This is a genomic window from Streptomyces sp. NPDC027185, assembly GCF_055567035.1.
This window is the reverse complement of record NZ_JBVHRF010000004.1, coordinates 273049-291045: the sequence shown is the minus strand read 5'-3', so window position 1 is coordinate 291045 and position 17997 is coordinate 273049. Positions and strand designations below refer to the sequence as shown.

The 17997-nt window shown below is 75.9% G+C and carries 13 protein-coding genes and 1 riboswitch; of the genes, 7 read left to right on the top strand and 6 right to left on the bottom strand.

The window, feature by feature from the left end; translation table 11 throughout:
• Positions 1-41 precede the first annotated feature (41 nt).
• The 5 genes from ACZ4M8_RS14900 to ACZ4M8_RS14880 all read left to right on the top strand — a co-directional run bounded on the left by ACZ4M8_RS14900 (position 42) and on the right by ACZ4M8_RS14880 (position 9097).
• A complete protein-coding gene (locus ACZ4M8_RS14900) occupies positions 42-1430 on the top strand; it encodes a uracil-xanthine permease family protein (protein ID WP_467607071.1) in 1389 nt (462 codons plus the stop codon).
• Between the two features lie 462 nt (positions 1431-1892).
• Positions 1893-5996, top strand: a complete 4104-nt coding sequence (locus tag ACZ4M8_RS14895) for a Pls/PosA family non-ribosomal peptide synthetase (RefSeq protein ID WP_467607070.1) — start codon at positions 1893-1895, stop codon at positions 5994-5996.
• Positions 5993-7402, top strand: coding sequence for an aspartate aminotransferase family protein (locus ACZ4M8_RS14890; RefSeq protein WP_467607067.1), 1410 nt, complete (start codon positions 5993-5995; stop codon positions 7400-7402). Before ACZ4M8_RS14895 ends, ACZ4M8_RS14890 begins: the two co-directional genes overlap by 4 nt.
• 22 nt (positions 7403-7424) lie before the next feature.
• Positions 7425-8351 (top strand): aspartate kinase, encoded by a 927-nt coding sequence (locus ACZ4M8_RS14885; protein WP_467607066.1) that lies wholly within the window; start codon positions 7425-7427, stop codon positions 8349-8351.
• Entirely contained in the window at positions 8348-9097 is a 750-nt protein-coding gene (locus tag ACZ4M8_RS14880; RefSeq protein WP_467607063.1) for a 4'-phosphopantetheinyl transferase family protein, read from the top strand. The genes ACZ4M8_RS14885 and ACZ4M8_RS14880 overlap by 4 nt, the downstream gene beginning before the upstream one ends.
• Here the strand turns inward: ACZ4M8_RS14880 and ACZ4M8_RS14875 are convergent.
• From ACZ4M8_RS14875 to ACZ4M8_RS14860, 4 genes are all read right to left on the bottom strand, one after another.
• Positions 9063-9965 carry a serine hydrolase gene (locus ACZ4M8_RS14875; RefSeq protein WP_467607062.1) on the bottom strand — a complete coding sequence of 301 codons (903 nt, stop codon included), beginning with the start codon at positions 9963-9965 and terminating at the stop codon, positions 9063-9065. The two genes, ACZ4M8_RS14880 and ACZ4M8_RS14875, sit on opposite strands and share 35 nt — an antisense overlap.
• A 388-nt stretch (positions 9966-10353) precedes the next feature.
• Positions 10354-11658 carry a sensor histidine kinase gene (locus tag ACZ4M8_RS14870; RefSeq protein WP_467607061.1) on the bottom strand — a complete coding sequence of 435 codons (1305 nt, stop codon included), beginning with the start codon at positions 11656-11658 and terminating at the stop codon, positions 10354-10356.
• 2 nt (positions 11659-11660) lie between these two features.
• On the bottom strand, positions 11661-12341 hold the full coding sequence (locus ACZ4M8_RS14865) for a response regulator transcription factor (protein WP_467607058.1): 681 nt from the start codon (positions 12339-12341) through the stop codon (positions 11661-11663).
• A gap of 4 nt (positions 12342-12345) precedes the next feature.
• The gene (locus ACZ4M8_RS14860) at positions 12346-12774 is read right to left on the bottom strand and encodes a hypothetical protein (protein WP_467607056.1); all 429 of its coding nucleotides are present in this window, start codon (positions 12772-12774) and stop codon (positions 12346-12348) included.
• Between the two features lie 356 nt (positions 12775-13130).
• Between ACZ4M8_RS14860 and ACZ4M8_RS14855 the strand changes: the two genes are divergently transcribed.
• Entirely contained in the window at positions 13131-13619 is a 489-nt protein-coding gene (locus tag ACZ4M8_RS14855; RefSeq protein WP_467607054.1) for an acyl-CoA thioesterase, read from the top strand.
• 60 nt (positions 13620-13679) lie between these two features.
• Here ACZ4M8_RS14855 and ACZ4M8_RS14850 read toward each other — a convergent pair whose 3' ends face one another.
• Positions 13680-14954 (bottom strand): MFS transporter, encoded by a 1275-nt coding sequence (locus ACZ4M8_RS14850; RefSeq protein WP_467607052.1) that lies wholly within the window; start codon positions 14952-14954, stop codon positions 13680-13682.
• 303 nt (positions 14955-15257) lie between these two features.
• On the opposite strand from ACZ4M8_RS14850, the gene ACZ4M8_RS14845 reads away from it, so the two are divergent.
• On the top strand, positions 15258-16619 hold the full coding sequence (locus tag ACZ4M8_RS14845; RefSeq protein WP_467607051.1) for an ROK family transcriptional regulator: 1362 nt from the start codon (positions 15258-15260) through the stop codon (positions 16617-16619).
• A gap of 90 nt (positions 16620-16709) precedes the next feature.
• Here ACZ4M8_RS14845 and ACZ4M8_RS14840 read toward each other — a convergent pair whose 3' ends face one another.
• Entirely contained in the window at positions 16710-17516 is an 807-nt protein-coding gene (locus tag ACZ4M8_RS14840; protein ID WP_467607049.1) for an SDR family oxidoreductase, read from the bottom strand.
• A 205-nt stretch (positions 17517-17721) separates the two neighbouring features.
• Positions 17722-17852: riboswitch (FMN riboswitch) on the top strand.
• Positions 17853-17997: the final 145 nt, after the last annotated feature.

Here is a 17997-nt window from a genome sequence, read left to right as displayed (position 1 = left end):
GCTCTGTGACGTGCAGGGCGTCGCAGAGGTGGAGAGTGATCATGGCTGGTTTCGGGTGGAAGCTGCATGGCGACGGGCGTCACCTGGAGCCGGGGGAGGTGGTCAGACCCGGCGAGCGCCTCACCTGGGGGCGGACGATCGGGCTCGGCGCCCAGCACGTCGTCTCGATGATCGGGGCGTGTTTCGTCGCGCCGGTGCTCATGGGGCTGGATCCGGGGCTCGCCCTCATGGCCTCCGGTGTGGCGACCCTCCTCTTCATGTTCATGACGCGCGGCCGGATCCCCAGCTACCTCGGCTCCTCCCTCTCCTTCGTCGGCGTCTCCGCCGTCATCGCGGGGCAGGGCGGTGACGCCGGGACCCTCACCGGCGCGATGCTGGTGGTCGGCGCCTGCCTGGCCGGCTGCGGGATCGCCATCCACGTCCTGGGCGCCCGCGTCATCCACGCGGTGCTGCCGCCGCCGGTGACCGGCGCGGTCGTCATGCTCATCGGCTTCAACCTCGCGCCCGTCACCGCCTCGACGTACTGGCCGCAGGATCAGTGGACGGCGCTGGCGACGATGCTCTTCACCGGGCTCGCACTGGTCGTGCTGCGCGGGTTCTGGTCGCGGATCGCGATCTTCCTGGGGCTGCTCTTCGGCTACGTCCTGTCGTGGGCCCTGGACCGCACCGCCGGGCAGCTCCACTCCGCCGACGGCTCCGGGAAGATCACCGATCACTTCCGCATCGACTTCTCCGGCGTCGCCAAGGCCGACTGGATCGGCCTGCCGACCTTCCACGCCCCGAACTTCTCCGCCTCCGCGATCCTCGTCGCCCTGCCCGTCCTGGTGGCGCTGGTCGCCGAGAACGCCGGGCACGTCAAGGCGGTCGGCGAGATGACCGGCGATCCGCTCGACGACAAGATGGGCATGGCGATCGTCGCCGACGGCACCGCCACCGTCCTGTCCACGGCGGTCGGCGGCCCCGCCACCACCACGTACGCGGAGAACATCGGCGTGATGGCCGCGACCCGCGTCTACTCGACCGCGGCGTACACGGCGGCGGCGGTCTTCGCCCTGCTCTTCGGCCTGTGCCCGAAGTTCGGCGCGGTGGTCGCCGCGATCCCCGGCGGCGTCCTCGGCGGTATCACCGTCATCCTCTACGGCATGATCGGCCTGCTCGGCGCGCAGATCTGGATCCGCAACAAGGTCGACTTCACGGTGCCGCTGAACCTCATCCCGGCGGCCGCCGGCATCGTCATCGCCATCGGCGGCGTCTCCCTGAAGATCACCGACCACTTCGAGCTGGGCGGTATCGCCCTGGGCACGCTCATCGTCCTCACCGGCTATCACAGCCTGCGCTGGCTCTCCCGCGCCGCCGCCCGGCCCCGCACCCCGCTCCTCGACGCGGGCACCACGGAGTACGACGACGGGGCCCCGGGCACGCGGGACTGACCTGCGGCGGGGCGCTCGCGCGGAGTGCGCCGGGCGGGGCGGGTACGGGCGAGGGCCCGCGTCCGCCCCGCCCGCGTCCGTGCCGGGGAGCCCCGGCCCCGGCCCGGTTCGGCCCGGCCCGGGAGAGCGCCGGGCCCGTCACGCCCGCGCCCGGCCCGGATCCGGCTCCGCCCGCTGCGTGCCCGTCCGCCCGGCGCCCGCCGTGCGCCCCGCCTCGTTGTCCCGGCGCCCGCCGCCCGCGCCGCTTCCGTGTTCCGGCCCGGCTCCGGCGGCCCCGCGCCGCCCACGTCATGCCGGGCGTCAGGCGCCGTCCGCCGCCTCCGCGAACGTTTACGCCGCCCTAACCCGCACCGCACCCGGCCCTGGCCCGGCCCTCCGTAGCATCGGCAGCGTCAGGGGAAACCGGGCCGGGCCGGGTGGTGTCCCGGGCGGCCCGGGGGCCGTTCGCGAGAGGGAGACCTCATGCCGGTGTTCACCGCACACTCCGCCGCCACCGGGCAGGGCAGCCGACGGCCCGGCGGACCCGAACCCCCCGACGTGGGCGGACCGGCGGAGTTCTTCGACCTCTCCTGCGACCGCAACCCCTCGCACACCGCCGTCGAATGCGCCGCCGAGACCCTGACCTACCGCGAACTGGACCGCCGCGCCAACCGCCTCGCCCACCTGCTGCGCGCCCGCGGCGCCGGACCCGGCCGCCGCGTCGGCATCCTGCTGGAGCGCTCCTGCGCCACCTACGTCGCGCTGCTGGGCGTCCTCAAGAGCGGCGCCTCCTACGTCCCGCTCGACGTGGCGTTCCCCGCCGACCGGCTGGCCTTCATCGCCGCCGACTGCGGCCTGCACGACCTGGTCACCACCGCGTCGCTGGACGCCCGCACCCGGGAGCTGCCCTGCGCCGTCCTGGCCCTGGACCGCGCCGCCGACGCCCTCGCCCGCGCCCCGGACACCCGGCCCGACGCCCCCGACGACCCGTCCGACGAGTGCTACGTCATCTACACCTCCGGCACCACCGGACGGCCCAAGGGCGTCGCCGTCTCCCGGGCCAACATCGTCGCCTTCCTCCGCGCCGCCGCCCCGCTCTACGGCGTCACCGACCACGACCGTGTCCACCAGGGCCTCTCCCTCGCCTTCGACTTCGCGCTGGAGGAGATCTGGCCCGCCTGGATGGCCGGCGCCACCCTCGTCGCCGGGCCCGAGGAGGCGCGCCGCGCCGGCCCTGCGCTGACCGCCTTCCTCACCGAACGCGCGATCACCGTGCTCTGCTGCGTCCCCACCCTCCTGACCACCCTCGACCCGGAACTGCCGGCCCTGCGCACCCTCCTGGTCAGCGGCGAAGCCTGCCCGCCCGGACTGGTCCGCAGCTGGTCGCGGCCCGGCCGCCGCATCCTCAACGCGTACGGCCCGACCGAGACGACGGTGACGGCGACCTGCGCCGAACTCACCCCGGACCGGCCGGTCACCATCGGCACCCCGCTGCCCGGCTACCGCGTCTACCTCCTCGACGAGGCGCTGCGGCCCGTCGCACGCGGCGAGAGCGGGGAGATCTGCATCGGCGGGCCGGGCGTCGCCCTCGGCTACGTCCGCCGCGCCGACCTCACCGAGGACCGCTTCCGGCCCAACCCGGTGGCCGGCGACCGCGCCGAGGCGCCCCGCATCTACCGCACCGGCGACCGCGGCCGTCTCGCCCCCTCCGGGGAGATCGAGTACCTGGGCCGGATCGACAACCAGGTCAAGATCCGCGGCTACCGCATCGAACTGGGCGAGATCGAGGAGGTGCTGCGCCAGGACCCGGCCGTCGAGAACGCCGTCGTCGTCCCGCGCGAACGCGACGGCACCGCCCAGGACCTGATCGGCTACGTCACCCGGAAACCCGCCCCGGACACCGGGCGAACCGGGAGCGCCGGGGACGACGACGCGCTGCGCGAGCGGCTGCACGCGGCGCTGCGCCGCACCCTGCCCGCGTACATGATCCCCGCCTTCGTCGAGGTGCTGGCCGCCTTCCCGCTGCTCACCGCCGACAAGGTGGACCGCGCCGCCCTCCCCGCGCCGCACTCCCCGCCGCTGGGCCGCCGCGCCCGGCCGCGGGCTGAGCCCCGCACCCCGCTGGAGCGCCGGATGGCCGCGCTGTGGCAGGACGTCCTGGGCGGCGGCGCCGTCTCCACCGACGACGACTTCTTCTGCGACCTGGGCGGCCACTCCATGACCGCCGCCCGGCTGATCTCCCGGATGCGGCAGGACCCGCAGCTGCGCGCCCTCGCCATGGGGGACCTCTACGCCCACCCCACCGTCCGCTCCCTCGCCGCGTACGCCACACGGACGGCCGCGGAGCCCGCGGAGGCCACGGAGCCTTCCGCCCCGCCGCCCGCCCCGCTGCGCCACTCCACCCTGCGGGTGTTCGCCTGCGGCCTCGCGCAGGTCGCCGGGGTCTACACCTGGCTGCTGCTGCCCGCGTTCGCCGCGGTCGTCCTGCTGTACCGGATCTGCGACAGCTGGGACCTGCCGGTCCGCGCGCCGCTGCCGGGCAGCGCCCTGGACACCGTCGCGAGCTTGCCGGTGCCCTTCTTGATCCTGCTGGAGGCGGGGTGGCTGGTGCTGACCCTGCTGGTGGTGCCGATGGCCGGCAGCCGGCTGCTGATGGCGGGCGTGCGGCCGGGCCGGTATCCGCTCTGGGGCGTGATGTATCTGCGGTTCTGGCTGGCCCAGAAGCTGCTGCTCCTCTCGCCGCTGGTGCTGGTGGCCGGCTCACCGCTGCTGCCGCCGGCGCTGCGGCTGCTCGGCGCCCGCATCGGCCGCCACTGCCGTCTGCCGATGGTCATCGCACCGCCGTCGCTGGTGGAGATCGGCGCGGGCACCACCCTCGGCTACGGCGCCCGCGTGGAGGTGTACACCGTCGAGGGCGGGTGGCTGCGGCTCGCGCCCGTCCGGATCGGCGCCGGATGCGGTATCGGCACCAACAGTGTGGTGCTGCCCGGCGCGGTCCTCGGCGACGGTGCCACGGTCGGTGAGCAGTCCCTCGTCCCGGAGGACACCACCGTCCCGGCGGGCGAGCACTGGTCGGGCTCGCCGGCCACCCGGCAGGACGCCCCGCCGCCGCTGCTGGCGGAGCTCGGCGCCCGCCCGGACGAGCGCCGCTGGCCCGCCCCGGTGGTGGCCGGGTTCGCGCTCGGCGCGGTGTTCCTGCTGCTCCTGCCGCTGCTGATCACCGAGTGCGGCGCCTGGCTGACCATCGCCGTCACCCACGGCGTCGGCACCGGCTGGGGCGTCCTCGCCGTCCTGGTCGCCGCGCCGCTGACGGTCCTCGCCAGCTGCGCCGCCGTCCTCGCCGTCAAGCGCGCGGTGCTGCCCGTCGCCCGCCCCGGCGTCCACCCCGAGCGCAGCGCCTTCGGGCTCCGCAAATGGCTGGGCGACGGCATGATGGCGATGAGTCTGACCTTCACCCAGGCGCTCTACTCCACCCTCTACGTCATCCCGTTCCTGCGCGCCCTCGGCGCCCGCACCGGGCACCGGGCGGAGGTCGCCACCGTCACCTTCGTCGACCCCGACATGCTCGACGTCGGGCCGGAGAGCTTCCTCGCCGACGTCAGCGTGGTGGGCCCGGCCGTCTTCCACCGCGGGCACCTCGCCCTGGCGCCCGCGCGGGTGGGCCGCCGCAGCTTCGTCGGCAACGGCGCCCTGCTGCCCGGAGGCGGCCGGACGGGCGAGAACAGCCTCCTCGGCGTCCACTCCGTCGCCCCCGCCGAACCGATCGCCCCCGAGACCACCTGGCTCGGCTCGCCCGCGATCTTCCTGCCGCACCGCGAGGCCAGCCCCGGCTTCCCCGAACGGCTGACGTACGCCCCGACCCGGGGCCGGGTACTGGCCCGCCTCGCCGTCGAGTACTTCAGGGTGACGCTGCCCTCGACCCTCGGCCTCCTCTCCGTCCTCGCCGGATACCACCTCGGCCTGGCTCTGGCCGCGCTCCTGACGCCGCTGGCGCTCTTCTTCCTCATGCCGCTCGTGCTGATGACCGTCGGCCTGGCCTGCGTACTGGCCGCGGCGGCCGTGAAATGGCTGGTCGTCGGCGGCTACCGGCCCCGCGTCGAGCCGCTGTGGAGCATGTGGGTGCGCCGCACCGAACTGGTCACCGGGCTGTACGAGAACCTCGTGGTGCCGATCGTGATGAACTTCCTGACCGGTACGCCCTGGGCGCCGTTCGTGCTGCGCCTCCTCGGTGCCCGCATCGGCCGCCGGGTCTGGCTCGCCACCACCTTCCTCACCGAGTTCGACCTGGTGAGCGTGGCGGACGACGCCGCCGTCGGCCCGTTCACCTCCCTCCAGACCCACCTCTTCGAGGACCGGGTGATGAAGATGGACCGCGTCACCGTCGAGCGCGGCGCCTCGGTGGGCACCCGCTCCGTCGTCCTCTACGACGCCCGCGTCGCCCGCGGCGCGTCCCTCGACGCCCTGTCGCTGGTGATGAAGGGCGAGACGCTGCCCGCGGCGACCCGGTGGCGGGGCATCCCGGCCACCCTCCGCCCCGGCGCCCGGCCCGCCGCACCGCCTCCCACCCCCCGCGGAGCCCGTCCATGACCACGCTCACCACACCCCCTTTGATCACCTTCTCCCCGTCCGGCGCGGTGACCGGCCCGCACGTCGCCGGGGACCTGCCGGGCCCCCGCTCCGCCGAACTCCTCGCCCGCCAGGACCGCTGGGAGTCCGCCGCCCGCGTCTACCCGCGCCATCTGCCGATCGCCCTCGCCGACGGCGACGGCCCGTACGTCCGCGACGTCGACGGCAACGTCTTCATCGACTTCCTCGACGGCGCCGGGGTGCTCCCGCTCGGCCACAACCACCCCGAACTGCTGCGCGCCGCCGCCCGCCAGCTCGGCGTCCTCACCCACGGCCTGGACTTCCCCACCCCGGTCAAGGACGCCTTCACCCAGGCCCAGCTGTCGATGCTGGCCCCCGGGATGCGCCACCGTACGAAGATCCACTTCTGCGGGCCGACCGGCGCCAACGCCGTCGAGGCGGCCGTCAAGCTCTGCCAGATCGCCACCGGCCGCTCGGACGTCGTCGCCTTCCAGGGCGCCTTCCACGGCACCACCTACGCCACCACGGCGCTCAGCGGCCCGGTGGCCCGGAAGGACGCGGTGCCCGGCGGGATGTCCGGCGTCCACTTCTTCCCGTACTGCGGCCCCGGGCGCTGCCCCGAGGGCACCGGCCCCGACGGCTGCTCGCGGCGCTGCGCCGACCAGCTGGAACGCGCCCTGACCGACCCCACCAGCGGCGTTCCGTCGCCCGCCGCCGTCCTCATCGAACTCGTCCAGGGCGAGGGCGGCAGCGTCCCGGCCCGCACCGCCTTCGTCCGCCGGATCCGGGAGCTGACCCGCGCCCTGCACATCCCGCTGATCGCCGACGAGGTGCAGACCGGCTGCGGCCGCACCGGCACCTGGTTCGCTTTCGAGCAGTACGGCATCGAGCCCGACGTCATCGTGGCGTCGAAGGCGCTCAGCGGCGTCGGCCTGCCCGTCGCCCTGATCCTCTACGACGCGGCGCTGGACGTCTGGGAGCCGGGCGCGCACATCGGCACCTTCCGCGGCGACCAGCCGGCGTTCGCCGCCGGGGTGGAGACCGTCCGGATCATGCGCCGCGACGACGTCCTCGGCAACGTCCGGGCGCGTGGCCGCCAGTGCACCGCACTGCTGGCGCCGCTCGCCGACCACCCCTGGGTCCGCGACGTCCGCGGCCGCGGCCTGATCCGCGGCGTCGAACTGGCCGACCCCGCTGACGGCCGGCCCGCGACCGAGGCCGCGGCCGCCGTCCAGGCGCTCGCCCTGCGGCACGGTCTGATCACCGAACTCGGTGGCCGCGGCGACGCCGTCGTCCGGCTGCTGCCGCCGCTCAACGTCACCGCCGAGGTCGTCGAGACGGCCTGCGCCATCCTCCGCGACGCGGTCACCGCCGTCTGCCGCCCCCGGCCCGGCGCCGCGTTCTGAAACCGCCCGGGAAGGAGCCGTCATGGCGCTCATCGTCCAGAAGTACGGCGGGACCTCGGTGGGGAGCCCGGAGCGGATCCGCCGGGTCGCCGCGCGCGTCGTCGCGGCGCACGACGCGGGCCACGACGTCGTCGTGGTGGTCTCCGCGATGGGCGCCACCACCGAGGAACTCCTCCACCTGGCGGGCGAGGTGAGCTGCGAACCCGTCCCCCGCGAACTCGACATGGTGCTGACCGCGGGCGAGCAGATCGCGAACGCGCTGGCCGCGATGGCCACCGTCGCGCTCGGCGTCCCGGCCCGCTCGTTCACCGGCCCGCAGGCCGGGGTCTGGACGACCACCGCCCACGGGGACGCCCGCATCGTCGCCGTCGAACCGCGCCGGGTGCGCGAGGCGCTCGACCGCGGGGTGATCCCGTTCGTCGCCGGGTTCCAGGGCCGCAGCCGCGAGAGCGGCGAGGTCACCACGTTGGGCCGCGGCGGCTCCGACACCACGGCCATCGCCCTCGCCGCCGCCCTCGGGGCCGACGTCTGCGAGATCCGCACCGACGTCGACGGTGTCTACACCGCCGACCCGCGCACCGACCCCGCCGCCCGCCTGCTGCGCCGTCTGACGTACCCGGCGATGCGGCGCCTGGCCGCCGGCGGCGCCCGGGTGCTGGCGCTGCGCGGGGTGGAGTACGCGGCCCGCTACGGGGTGACCGTACACATCAGGTCGTCCTTCCACGACCGGCCCGGCACCGTGCTGTCCGCCTCGCCGGCCGATCCGGCCGAGCCCGCGGTGACGGGCGCGCCCGGCCGGATCGGACCACGGACCGTGGTGGCCCGGACCTCCGCCGCCCCGGTCGGCGCGGAGCCGCCACCCGTCCCGGCGGGCACCGGCGGCGGGGCCCCCGCCGCCCGGCCGCTCACCCCCGCACGCCCCGGCGGCGGCCGTGAGGCCCCCGGATGAACCGGGCCCCGGCGGTCCGCACCCTCGGCCGCGACCCGCACCCCGGCGCCGTACCGCCCCCGGGCCCCCCGGAGGTGTGGCTGCTGCCCGACCCCGCCGGATACCTCCGCGCCCGGGGGCCGGACCCCACCGCCCCCCTCGCCGCCGCCGAACGCCGCCGCGCCGCGGCCCTCGCCCCGCCCCGCGCCCGCCTCCGCTACACCGCCGCCCACCTGCTCCTGCGCGAACTGCTCGGCGCGTACCTGCACCGCGACCCGGCGGACGTGACGTTCGTACGGGAGCGGTGTCCGCACTGCGGCGCTCCGCACGGCCGGCCACGGGTGGCGGACGCGGCGCTGCACTTCTCGCTCTCCCGGAACGGCGGGCCCGTCCTCCTCGCCTTCGGGGACGCGCCGGTGGGCGTCGACGCGGCGGCGGTGCCGTCCCCGTCCGCCGCCGTGGAGATCGCCCGGCTGCTGCACCCCGGCGAGCGCGCGGAACTGGCGGCGCTGACCGCCGCCGCCCGCCCCGCCGCCTGCGCCCGCTGCTGGGCCCGTAAGGAGGCGTATCTCAAGGGCGTCGGCACCGGCTTCGTCACCGGGCCCGCCGAGGTACGCGTCGGCGCCGGCCCGGAACCGGCCGGGACCGGGCCGTGGCGGGTGGTGGATCTGCCGCTCGGCGGGCCGGGGGCCGTCGCCGCCTGCGCGTACCGGGAGCGGGCGGACGGCCCGGTCAGGTGGTGGCGGCGTCGAGGTCGCGGTGGATGACGCGGGACGCCGCCTCGATGGTGGCGATGCCGTAGCCCATGGTGCGGTTGGTGCGGGAGAGGACGGCCAGACCGTAGTCGTGGCCACCGCCGGTGAAGGCGCCGACGCTGTGCACCCGCCAGCCGTCGGCGGGCCGCGGCAGCCAGCCGTTCTTGACCTGCGCGGTGACGTCCGCCGGATGTCCGGCCGGGGCGCCCCACCGCTGGTCGGGGGCGACGTGCCGCATCAGCCCGAGGGCGTACGCGCGGGCGGCGGGCCCGAGTACGTCGTTGTCGTGGGTCAGCAGCCGCAGCAGGGTCAGCTGGTCGTCGGCGGTGATCTGGGTCAGCCCCCAGGCCGCCCCGTCGTCCGGCACGGTGTGCGCCATCCCGGCCAGGGTCAGGAAGTGCCGGACGCCGCCGGGCCCGAGCTGCCGCCACAGCGCGTTGGTCGCGGCGTTGTCCGAACGGGTGATCATCGCGGTGGCCAGCTTCCCCTCGCGGGCGGTGAGCGGCCGGTGCGCCTCCTGCGCCTGCCGCAGCAGGGCTCCGAGCACGGTCACCTTCACCACACTCGCCGAGTCGAAGGCGGCACCGGCCCGGAACCGGCAGCTGGTGTGGGTGGGCGCGTCGTAGAGGGCCAGCGCCGGGGTGTCCGCGCGCCCCCGGAACGCGCCCGCGATGTCCCGGGACAGCGTGTCCGCGAGGCCCGGCGCCCCGGACGTGCACACCACCCGCTCACCCCCCACGGCGGCGGACCCCTCCGCGCCGCCGGACGCCCCGCCCCCGGTGGCGGCGAGGGCCGGCGCGGCGGTGCCGACCGCGGTGAGCAGCACACCGGCGGCCACGGCGGCGGCCCGTGCGCGACGGGAGAGACGGGTACGGGGCATGGCACATCCTCTTCGCTGAGAGCCGGGCGCACCGCGAACCGCGGGCCGGGAACCGGCGGCCGGACCGGACCGGCGGACAAAGTGCCCGGGAAGGACGCCTGCCCGGACCACACCGGGAGGCGGCGGATACCGGCGGTCCGCCTCCATGGGTACGGACGGACGTACACGACCGGTCATCGCCGACGATAAGGGCAAACGGGACGATCGCCGCAGCTCAGCGGGGTGATGTGCGCCACCTGCCCGCGCGGGACGGGTGTGATGTCCGCCCGGCGGGGGAGCGGGATGCCCGGCGACGGCCCGCCCCGGCGGGGCCCGGCGGCCCTTCCCGCACACCTCCCGTACACCGCGGCTCACCCCGCCCCGCCCCGCTCACGCCCCACGCGCGCGGTCAGCTCCGCGCGATCAACCACGTGAACCGGGCGGACGGGGACCGGCGGGTGACCATCAGACGCCCGCCCTCCGCCTCGACCAGGGAGCGGGCGAGGGCGAGCCCGATGCCGTGGCCGGGGGCCGGAGAGTTCTCCTGACGGCGGGCGAACACGTCCAGCCCCTCGGGCAGCCCGGGGCCCTCGTCCGCCACGTCCACGGCGACGACCCCGGAGGCGTCCCGCGCGGTCACCGTCACCGCGCCCGTACCGTGCGCCACCGCGTTGGCCAGCAGGACGTCGAGGACCTGACGCCCGGCGCGCGCCGAACCGACCGCCTCCGGCAGCTCCTCCTCGGCCGTCACCCGCAGCGGCCGGTCCGCGGCCGTCAGCTCGGCCCGCCAGCGCCGCTTCGCGTCCGCCAGCAGCCCGCCCACGTCGAGCGGTGCCCGCTCGGGCACGTCCCGCGCCAGGTCCAGCAGCGCGCCGAGCGTCGCCTCCATGTCGCTCAGCGCGGCCAGCGCGGCGTCCCGCGCCGCCCGCGCGACCTCGGGCGGCGCGTCGGCCGGCACCGACTCCAGCTCCAGCTGCACCCGGGTCAGCGCCGTCCGCAGCTGGTGCGAGGCGTCCGCGCTGAAGGACCGCTCCCGGCGCAGCAGCTCCGCCACACGCTGGGCCGCGCGGTTGAGCGCCCGTCCCACGTCGTCCGCCTCGGGCAGCCCGGTGACGGCGGCGCGGGCCGTCAGATCGCCGTCCTCCAGCCGCGCCGCGGCCGTCGCCAGCTCCTCCAGCGGCCGGGCCAGGCTGCGGCTGGAGCGGAACGACAGGGCGACGGCGACGCCGACCGCCACCGCCGCGAGCGCCAGCATCCCGGCCCAGGTCACGGCAGCCCGGCGCAGCGGCCCGTCGGCCGGGAAACTGACCCGCACCACGGCCCGGACCTGCTCCGACGTGCCCACGGGGACCGCGGCGACCTCCCGGCTGCCGACGCGGTGCGAGGCGACCGAGCCGTCCAGGGCCTCTTGCACCGGCAGATCGCCGTGCGCCGGACCGGCGGCGCGCAGCGGACCGGACGCCCGGACGAGGCGGCCCTCGGAGTCGTAGACCCCGACATGCGTACCGGGCCGCAGCGGCGGCAGCTCCAGCGGATCCCACGGGCCGCGGAGATCGGCCGGGACGTTCACCGCCACCCGGGCGGCCACCTGCTGGAGGTCCTGCACCTCGTCCTGCCGGTACAGCCGCAGGATGACCACGCCCAGCGGCACCGAGAACAGCAGGACCGCGCAGACCACCGCGATGACGCTCGCCTGGAGGATGCGGCGGCGCACGGTCAGCTCGTCGGCGGTTCGAGGCGGTATCCGTGGAGCCGCAGCGTCGTGATCCGGATCATGCCGCCCAGTTTGCGGCGGAGCGCGGCGACGTGGACGTCGAGCGTCTTGGTGGGGCCGAACCAGTTCTCGTCCCACACGTCGCTCATCAGCTCCTCCCGGCTCACCGCCTGCCCGCCGGCCAGCACCAGCCGGACCAGCAGATCGAACTCCTTGGGCCGCAGCTCCATCTCCCCCTCGGGGGTCAGACACCGCCGGGCCGCGCGGTCGATCTCCAGCTTCCCGTGCCGCAGCAGCCGGGCGGCCCCGGCGCCGTCGGGCGCGGCGCGCCGCAGATGCGCGGCGAGCCGGGCCTGCAGCTCGGCGAGGCGGAACGGTTTGGTGAGGTAGTCGTCGGCGCCCGACTCCAGCGCCTGGATGACGTCCATCTCGCCGGTACGGGCGCTCAGCACCACCAGGACCGCGCCGGGCAGCAGCTCCCGAAGCTCCCGGCAGAGTTCGAAGCCGTCGGCGTCCGGCAGTCCCAGGTCCAGCAGCACCAGATCGGCCGGCCCGAGGGCCGCGCGGGTCCGGGCCGAGGCGGCGTCGGGGCACCAGTCGCTGTCGTGCCCCAGGCCCCGCAGCGTCCCGGCGAGGCGGTCACCGATGGTCTCGTCGTCCTCGACGAGCACGATGCGTGCCACAGATTCATCGTACTGACGCCCCCGGCCGCCGCATCCGCGCACCGGCCGGCACCGGGCGGGTCACCCCCGGCGGGGCCGGGGGTGACCCGCCCTGGGACCACGCCGCGACCGGCAGCGAGAGGTGGACGCCGACCTCGCGCAGGCCCGTCGCGGCCGTCACCTGGTCATGCAGCAGGTCCGTCCGCTCCTGACGGTTGGCGGCCCGGCTCTCGAACCACTTCGACCGCACCTCGATCACCACGTCCAGCCCGCTGCGGTCGTACGGCCCGAGCGGCCGGAACCGCAGCTCCACATCGCCGGGCCGCAGGTCCCCGTCGTAGGGCTCCTCGGGGCACTCCACCGCCACCGACACCAGGTGCGCAAGGACGGACGAGAGCTGACGCAGCGTCGCCCTGTCGACCCGGGGCGCGTAAGTGATCTCCACGAGCGGCATGCGCCCCACCCTAGGGGGCGTCCCGCGAGCCCCGGCGTCCGGAGTCCGCTCACGGGCCCCTGCCCGGCCGCGACGACCGTGCGGGGCCCCTCCCGCAGGCACCTGATACTCCTCGGTAAGGGATATATCTAGCCACCCCTGGGAGTCCCAAGTCTGGGACGGGAAGAGCGGTAAGGCCATGGACCCCGCCGCGGTGCCGGAACGTGATGGGCGTTCTGTTCCCGCTGGTCAATAGGGAAATTGGGCCGCATAACGCCCTCCGACTGCAGAAATGTGGAGTGCTGCCGGCCGAACCCCCCGAATGGCTGTCTACGGTGGTTTCTCGCCACTCCGTATGCAGTCAGGGAGTACCACTCATGAGCGTTGAAACCCTCCGGTCCGCCGACCCCGTGACGTACGGCCAACTGGTCCCGGTCACCGTCTTCTTCGACGACCTCGACCCCCTGGGGATGCTGCACAACTCCCACTACCCGGTCCTGGCCGAACGCGCCTGGGCCGAACTCGGGCGCCGCAACGGCTTCGTCCTCGACGGCAATTGGACCGCCCCGAGCGACACCTGCATCGTGGCCAAGGAGCTGAAGGTCACCTACGAGCGCCCGATCACGCTCCCCGGTGACTACGCCGTCCACCTCTGGACAGAGAAGATCGGCCGCACCTTCCTGACCTACGGCTTCCGGATCTGCGCCGCCGACGGCACCGAGACGTACGCCCACGGCCACCGTGTGGTCGTCCGCATCGACCCGCAGGCCCAGCGCCCCGACCCGTGGTCCGACCGGGCCCGTGCGATGGCCATGGACCTGCTCCGCCCCGCGGAGGACGAGGCGCCGGCGAGCGCAACGGTCTGACCGGGGAGAACGCCGTCCGGCCGGCCGGGGTGGGCCGCCCCGGCCGCCCCGGCCCGCACCTCACGGCTGCGGGGGCGCCGGGACCTGTGCCGCGGCCGACGGCGCGGCGGCCGCCCCGCGCGCCGGGACGCGCAGCACCCGGGCCCCCGCGATCAGGCCCACGGCCAGCGCCGTCACCACCCCGAACGACACCGTCAAAGACGTCACCTGGGCGATACCGCCGATGGAGGACGGGGCGATCAGGCTCGACGCGTACGTGATCGTCGCGACCCCGGCGATGGCCTGCGCGGGGGCCGGCCCGCTGCGTGCCGCCGCCGCGAACGCCAGCGGCACCACCACCGCGATCCCCAGCCCGACCAGCGCGAACCCCGCCATCGCCACCACCGGGTGACGGGCGGCCACCACCAGCAGACCGCCCGCGGTCGCGAGGGCGCCGCCCAGCCGTACGGTCCGCACCGGACCGAAGCGGGCCACCACCCGGTCGCCCGCCAGCCGCGCCACCGCCATCGTGCAGGCGAACGCCGTGGTGGAGGCGGCCGCCGGGCCCGCGTCCGCCCCCAGGACGTCCCGCAGATAGACCGCCGACCAGTCCAGACCGGCGCCCTCGGCGAACACCGCGCAGAACCCGACGGCCCCGATGGCCAGCGCCGCCCTCGGCGGCAACGTGAAACGGGGCGGCGCGGGCCCGTCCGCCGCGCCCGGCGGATCCAGCACCCCGCCGCAGACGAACGCGCCCACGGCGGTCAGGGCGAGAGCGGTGGCGCCCAGGTGCAGCCGGGCGTCCGTACCGGTGTGCGCGGCGACCGTGCCCGCCGCCGAGCCGAGCAGCGCGCCGACGCTCCACATCCCGTGCAGCCCCGACATGACCGGCCGCCCCAGCCGGTCCTCCGTCTCGACCCCCAGCGCGTTCATCGCCACATCCGACATGCCCGCGCTCGCGCCGTACAGCAGCAGCGCCGGGCAGAGCGCGTACAGCCCGGGGGAGAGCGCCGGGAGGATCAGCGACAGGGTCCACAGGGCGAGCAGACCGCGCAGCGCCGTGCGGGCGCCGAAGCGGTGGCTGATCCGCCCGGCGAGCGGCATGGCCAAGGACGCGCCGATCGCGGGGAAGGCCAGCGCGACGCCGAGTTCGCCCGTGCCGATGCCGGTGTGTTCCTGGATCCAGGGCACCCGGGTGGCGAAGCTGCCGGTCACCGCGCCGTGGACGAGGAAGACGAGGGCGATGGCCCACCGGGCGCGCCGCAGCGCCCGGTCCGGCGGTGCGGCGCCGGGGCGCGGGGGAGAGGGGGAGGCGGGTGGGGGAGAGGCGTCTTCGCGGGCACCGTTGCCGACCATGGCGCGCAAACTATCAGGAACCCTGCCTATTAATAAGGGCGTTGCGGACGCGGTCCCGGGGCCGTCGCGGGCGCGGTTCGCGGAGCGGCCGCGACTGCAAGACGACGCGGAGAGGGCTCGCGGAACGGGCGGCCGCGGCTACGAGGGGCGCCGATGCGGTTCGCGGTCCCGAGGGCGTCGGCGAAGCCGTCCGCGGGCCGCCGTGAGGCCGTCCGCGCGGTGGGCCCGGGGCCGGGCCGCGGGACAACTCCGGGTTTTCCACAGGCCGTTCGCCGGGCGGACACGGATGAAAGGATTCCCGCCATGCACGCACCGCGCGCGGCGGCCGCCGGCCGTACCGCCTCACCGAGCACCGCACGGCGGATCAACGACCGCCTCGCCCTGCGGCTCCTCCAGGACGAGGGCCCGCTGACGGCGAGCCGGCTCAAGGAGCTGACCGGCCTGTCCCGGCCGACCGTCGCCGACCTCGTCGAACGGCTCCGGGCGGCCGGTCTGATCACCGTCGTCGGCGAGACCGGCGCCCGGCGGCGCGGCCCGAACGCCCGGCTGTACGGCATCGTCGCCGACCACGCCCACCTCGTCGCCCTCGACCTGCGCGGCCACGGCGCCACCGTCGCCGTGGCGGACCTCCTCGGCCACCTCCGCGCCGAACACACCGTGCCCGTCGCCGACGGCACCCCGCCGCCGGACGCCGTCCGGGCCACCCTGCGCGCCGTCGACGAGACCCTGGCCGCCGCGGGCGCCGCCGCACCGCACACCGTCGCCGTCGGCGCCCCCGGTCCGATCGACCCGGAGAGCGGCCGCATCGGCGGTACGGACTGGATCCCCGGCTGGCACCGCGCGGTGGTGACCGCGCTGCGCGCCCGCCCCGGCACCTCGGTGCTGCTGGAGAACGAGGTCAACCTCGCCGCGGTGGCGGAGGCCCGCGACGGCGCGGCCCGGGACCGGGACACCTTCGTCCTGCTGTGGCTCGGGCACGGCACCGGCGCCGCCGTGGTCCTCGACGGCCGCCTCCGCCGCGGCGCCTCCGGCGGCACCGGCGAGATCGGCTTCCTCCCCGTCCCCGGCACCGGCGCCCTCCCCTCGTCCCACGGCTGCGCCGGCGGCTTCCACTCCCTCGCCGGTTCAGCGGCGATCACCCACCTGGCGGCGGAACACGGATTCGCCCCACGGAGCGCGGGCCCCGGAGCCGGGCCCGCCCCGCGGGGCCCCGCCCACGGGCCCGCGGCCGCCCCGCACGACCGCGTCCCCGGGCCCGCCGACCCCGTCCATCCCGCCGACGCCGACGGCGACGCCGGGCCCGCTTCCGCCCTCGGCCCGGCCGGTCCCGTCCGCTCCGCGGAAGCGCTGGTCCGGGCCGCGCTCGACCGGCCGGACGGAGCCGCCTTCCTCGATGAGCTGGCCGCCCGGGTGGCGCTGGGGGTGGCCTCGGTCAGCGCGGTCCTCGACCCGGGCTGTGTGGTGCTCGGCGGTGAGATCGGCCGGGCCGGAGGGGCGGACCTCGCGGCCCGGGTCACCGCACAACTCGCCCGTATCTCCCCGCTCGCCACCGAGGTCCGGGCCGGGACGGTCGGCGGCCGCGGCGTACTGCGCGGCGCCGTCCTGACCGCGATGGACGCCGCCCAGAACGCCCTCTTCCCGGGCACCCCCGAACCACCCCGCTGACCCCCGCCCCCTCACCACGGACACCGGCCTGCCACGACGGAACCGGCATGCACATCGACCGGCACCCGCCCCGCGAAGGCCCCGGAACCGTTACGCGCGGCCTGCCTCCGGCCGCCCCGACCCCGGGACCGGCCACCCCGCCCGCTCCGCCAGGAACTCTTCGTACGTCCGCTCGCCGACGGCGTGGCCGGGGGCCAGGTTCTCGCCGGCGCGGAAGCCCGCCATCGTGCGGCCGGGCAGCCACACGGGGACCGGCAGGCGCCGCCGGCCCCCGTAGCGCAGGGTGAGGCGGACCGCTTCGCGAGCGGTCAGCACCTGCGGACCACCCATGTCCGGGACCCGCCCGGCGGGGTCGCCGAGCGCCAACCCGGCCATCCGCGCCGCCACTTCGCGCACCTCGATCGGCTGGACGCGCAGCCCCGCCGGGTACGGCAGCAGCGGCGAGCGGGCGCCCGCCTTCACCACCCGGAGCACCAGATCGTGGAACTGCGTCGTCCGCAGCAGCGTCCAGCCGGTGCCGGACTGCTCGACGATCCGCTCCACCGACCGCTTGGCCCGGTAGTAGCCGAGCGGGATGCTGCCCACCCCGACGATCGAGATGAGGACCAGATGCCGCACCCCGGCGTCCCGCACCGCGGCCACCAGACGGCCCGCGGCCTCCTCATCCCCGCCCGACGGTGTCGACGCGCAGTGCACCACCGTGTCCACCCCCGCCACCGCCTCCGCCAGCCCGGCGCCCGCGCGCAGGTCGACCGCGTACGGACGCAGCCCCGGGACGGGCGGACCGGCCGGGAGCCGCCGGCTCAGCGAACGGACGTCGTGGCCGCCGTCGAGCAGCCGGCCGACGACGGCGCGGCCGAGTGTGCCCGTACCGCCGGTCACCAGAAGAGTCGCCATCGCGGATCATTCCTTGAGGTCGGAAGGGATCGGAAGGGTGAGGAGCGCCGTCGCGGCGGTGGGTCCGCCGTAGGCGTGACATCCATTCCAGACCCGGTACGCCGGGGAAACCGGTGCGGCGCGAAGCTTGTGAGGCACCCCACAGGGTTCGCCCGCATGGCCGACGATCAGCCGTGGCACACTGGCCGTGTACTGAAACAAGCAGCAGCGCACTCCGGGGTCGGTGTAATTCCGAACCGGCGGTAACAGTCCGCGACCCGTCCGCAGCCAGCGGCCGGTTGAGCAGGTGAAATTCCTGCACCGACGGTGAAAGTCCGGATGGGAGGCAGTGCGCGGCGGGCGAGCTTCGGTGACCGCCGCAGGTGGCGCGTCCGGTGATTTTCCCGGACGGTCCCCGTTTTCCGGCGTGTACGCCTTGGCTTGTTTCCGCTTCTGCCGTCCAGGCAGCCCCGGAGTCCGTGCCCGAAGAGGCAGGAGGACC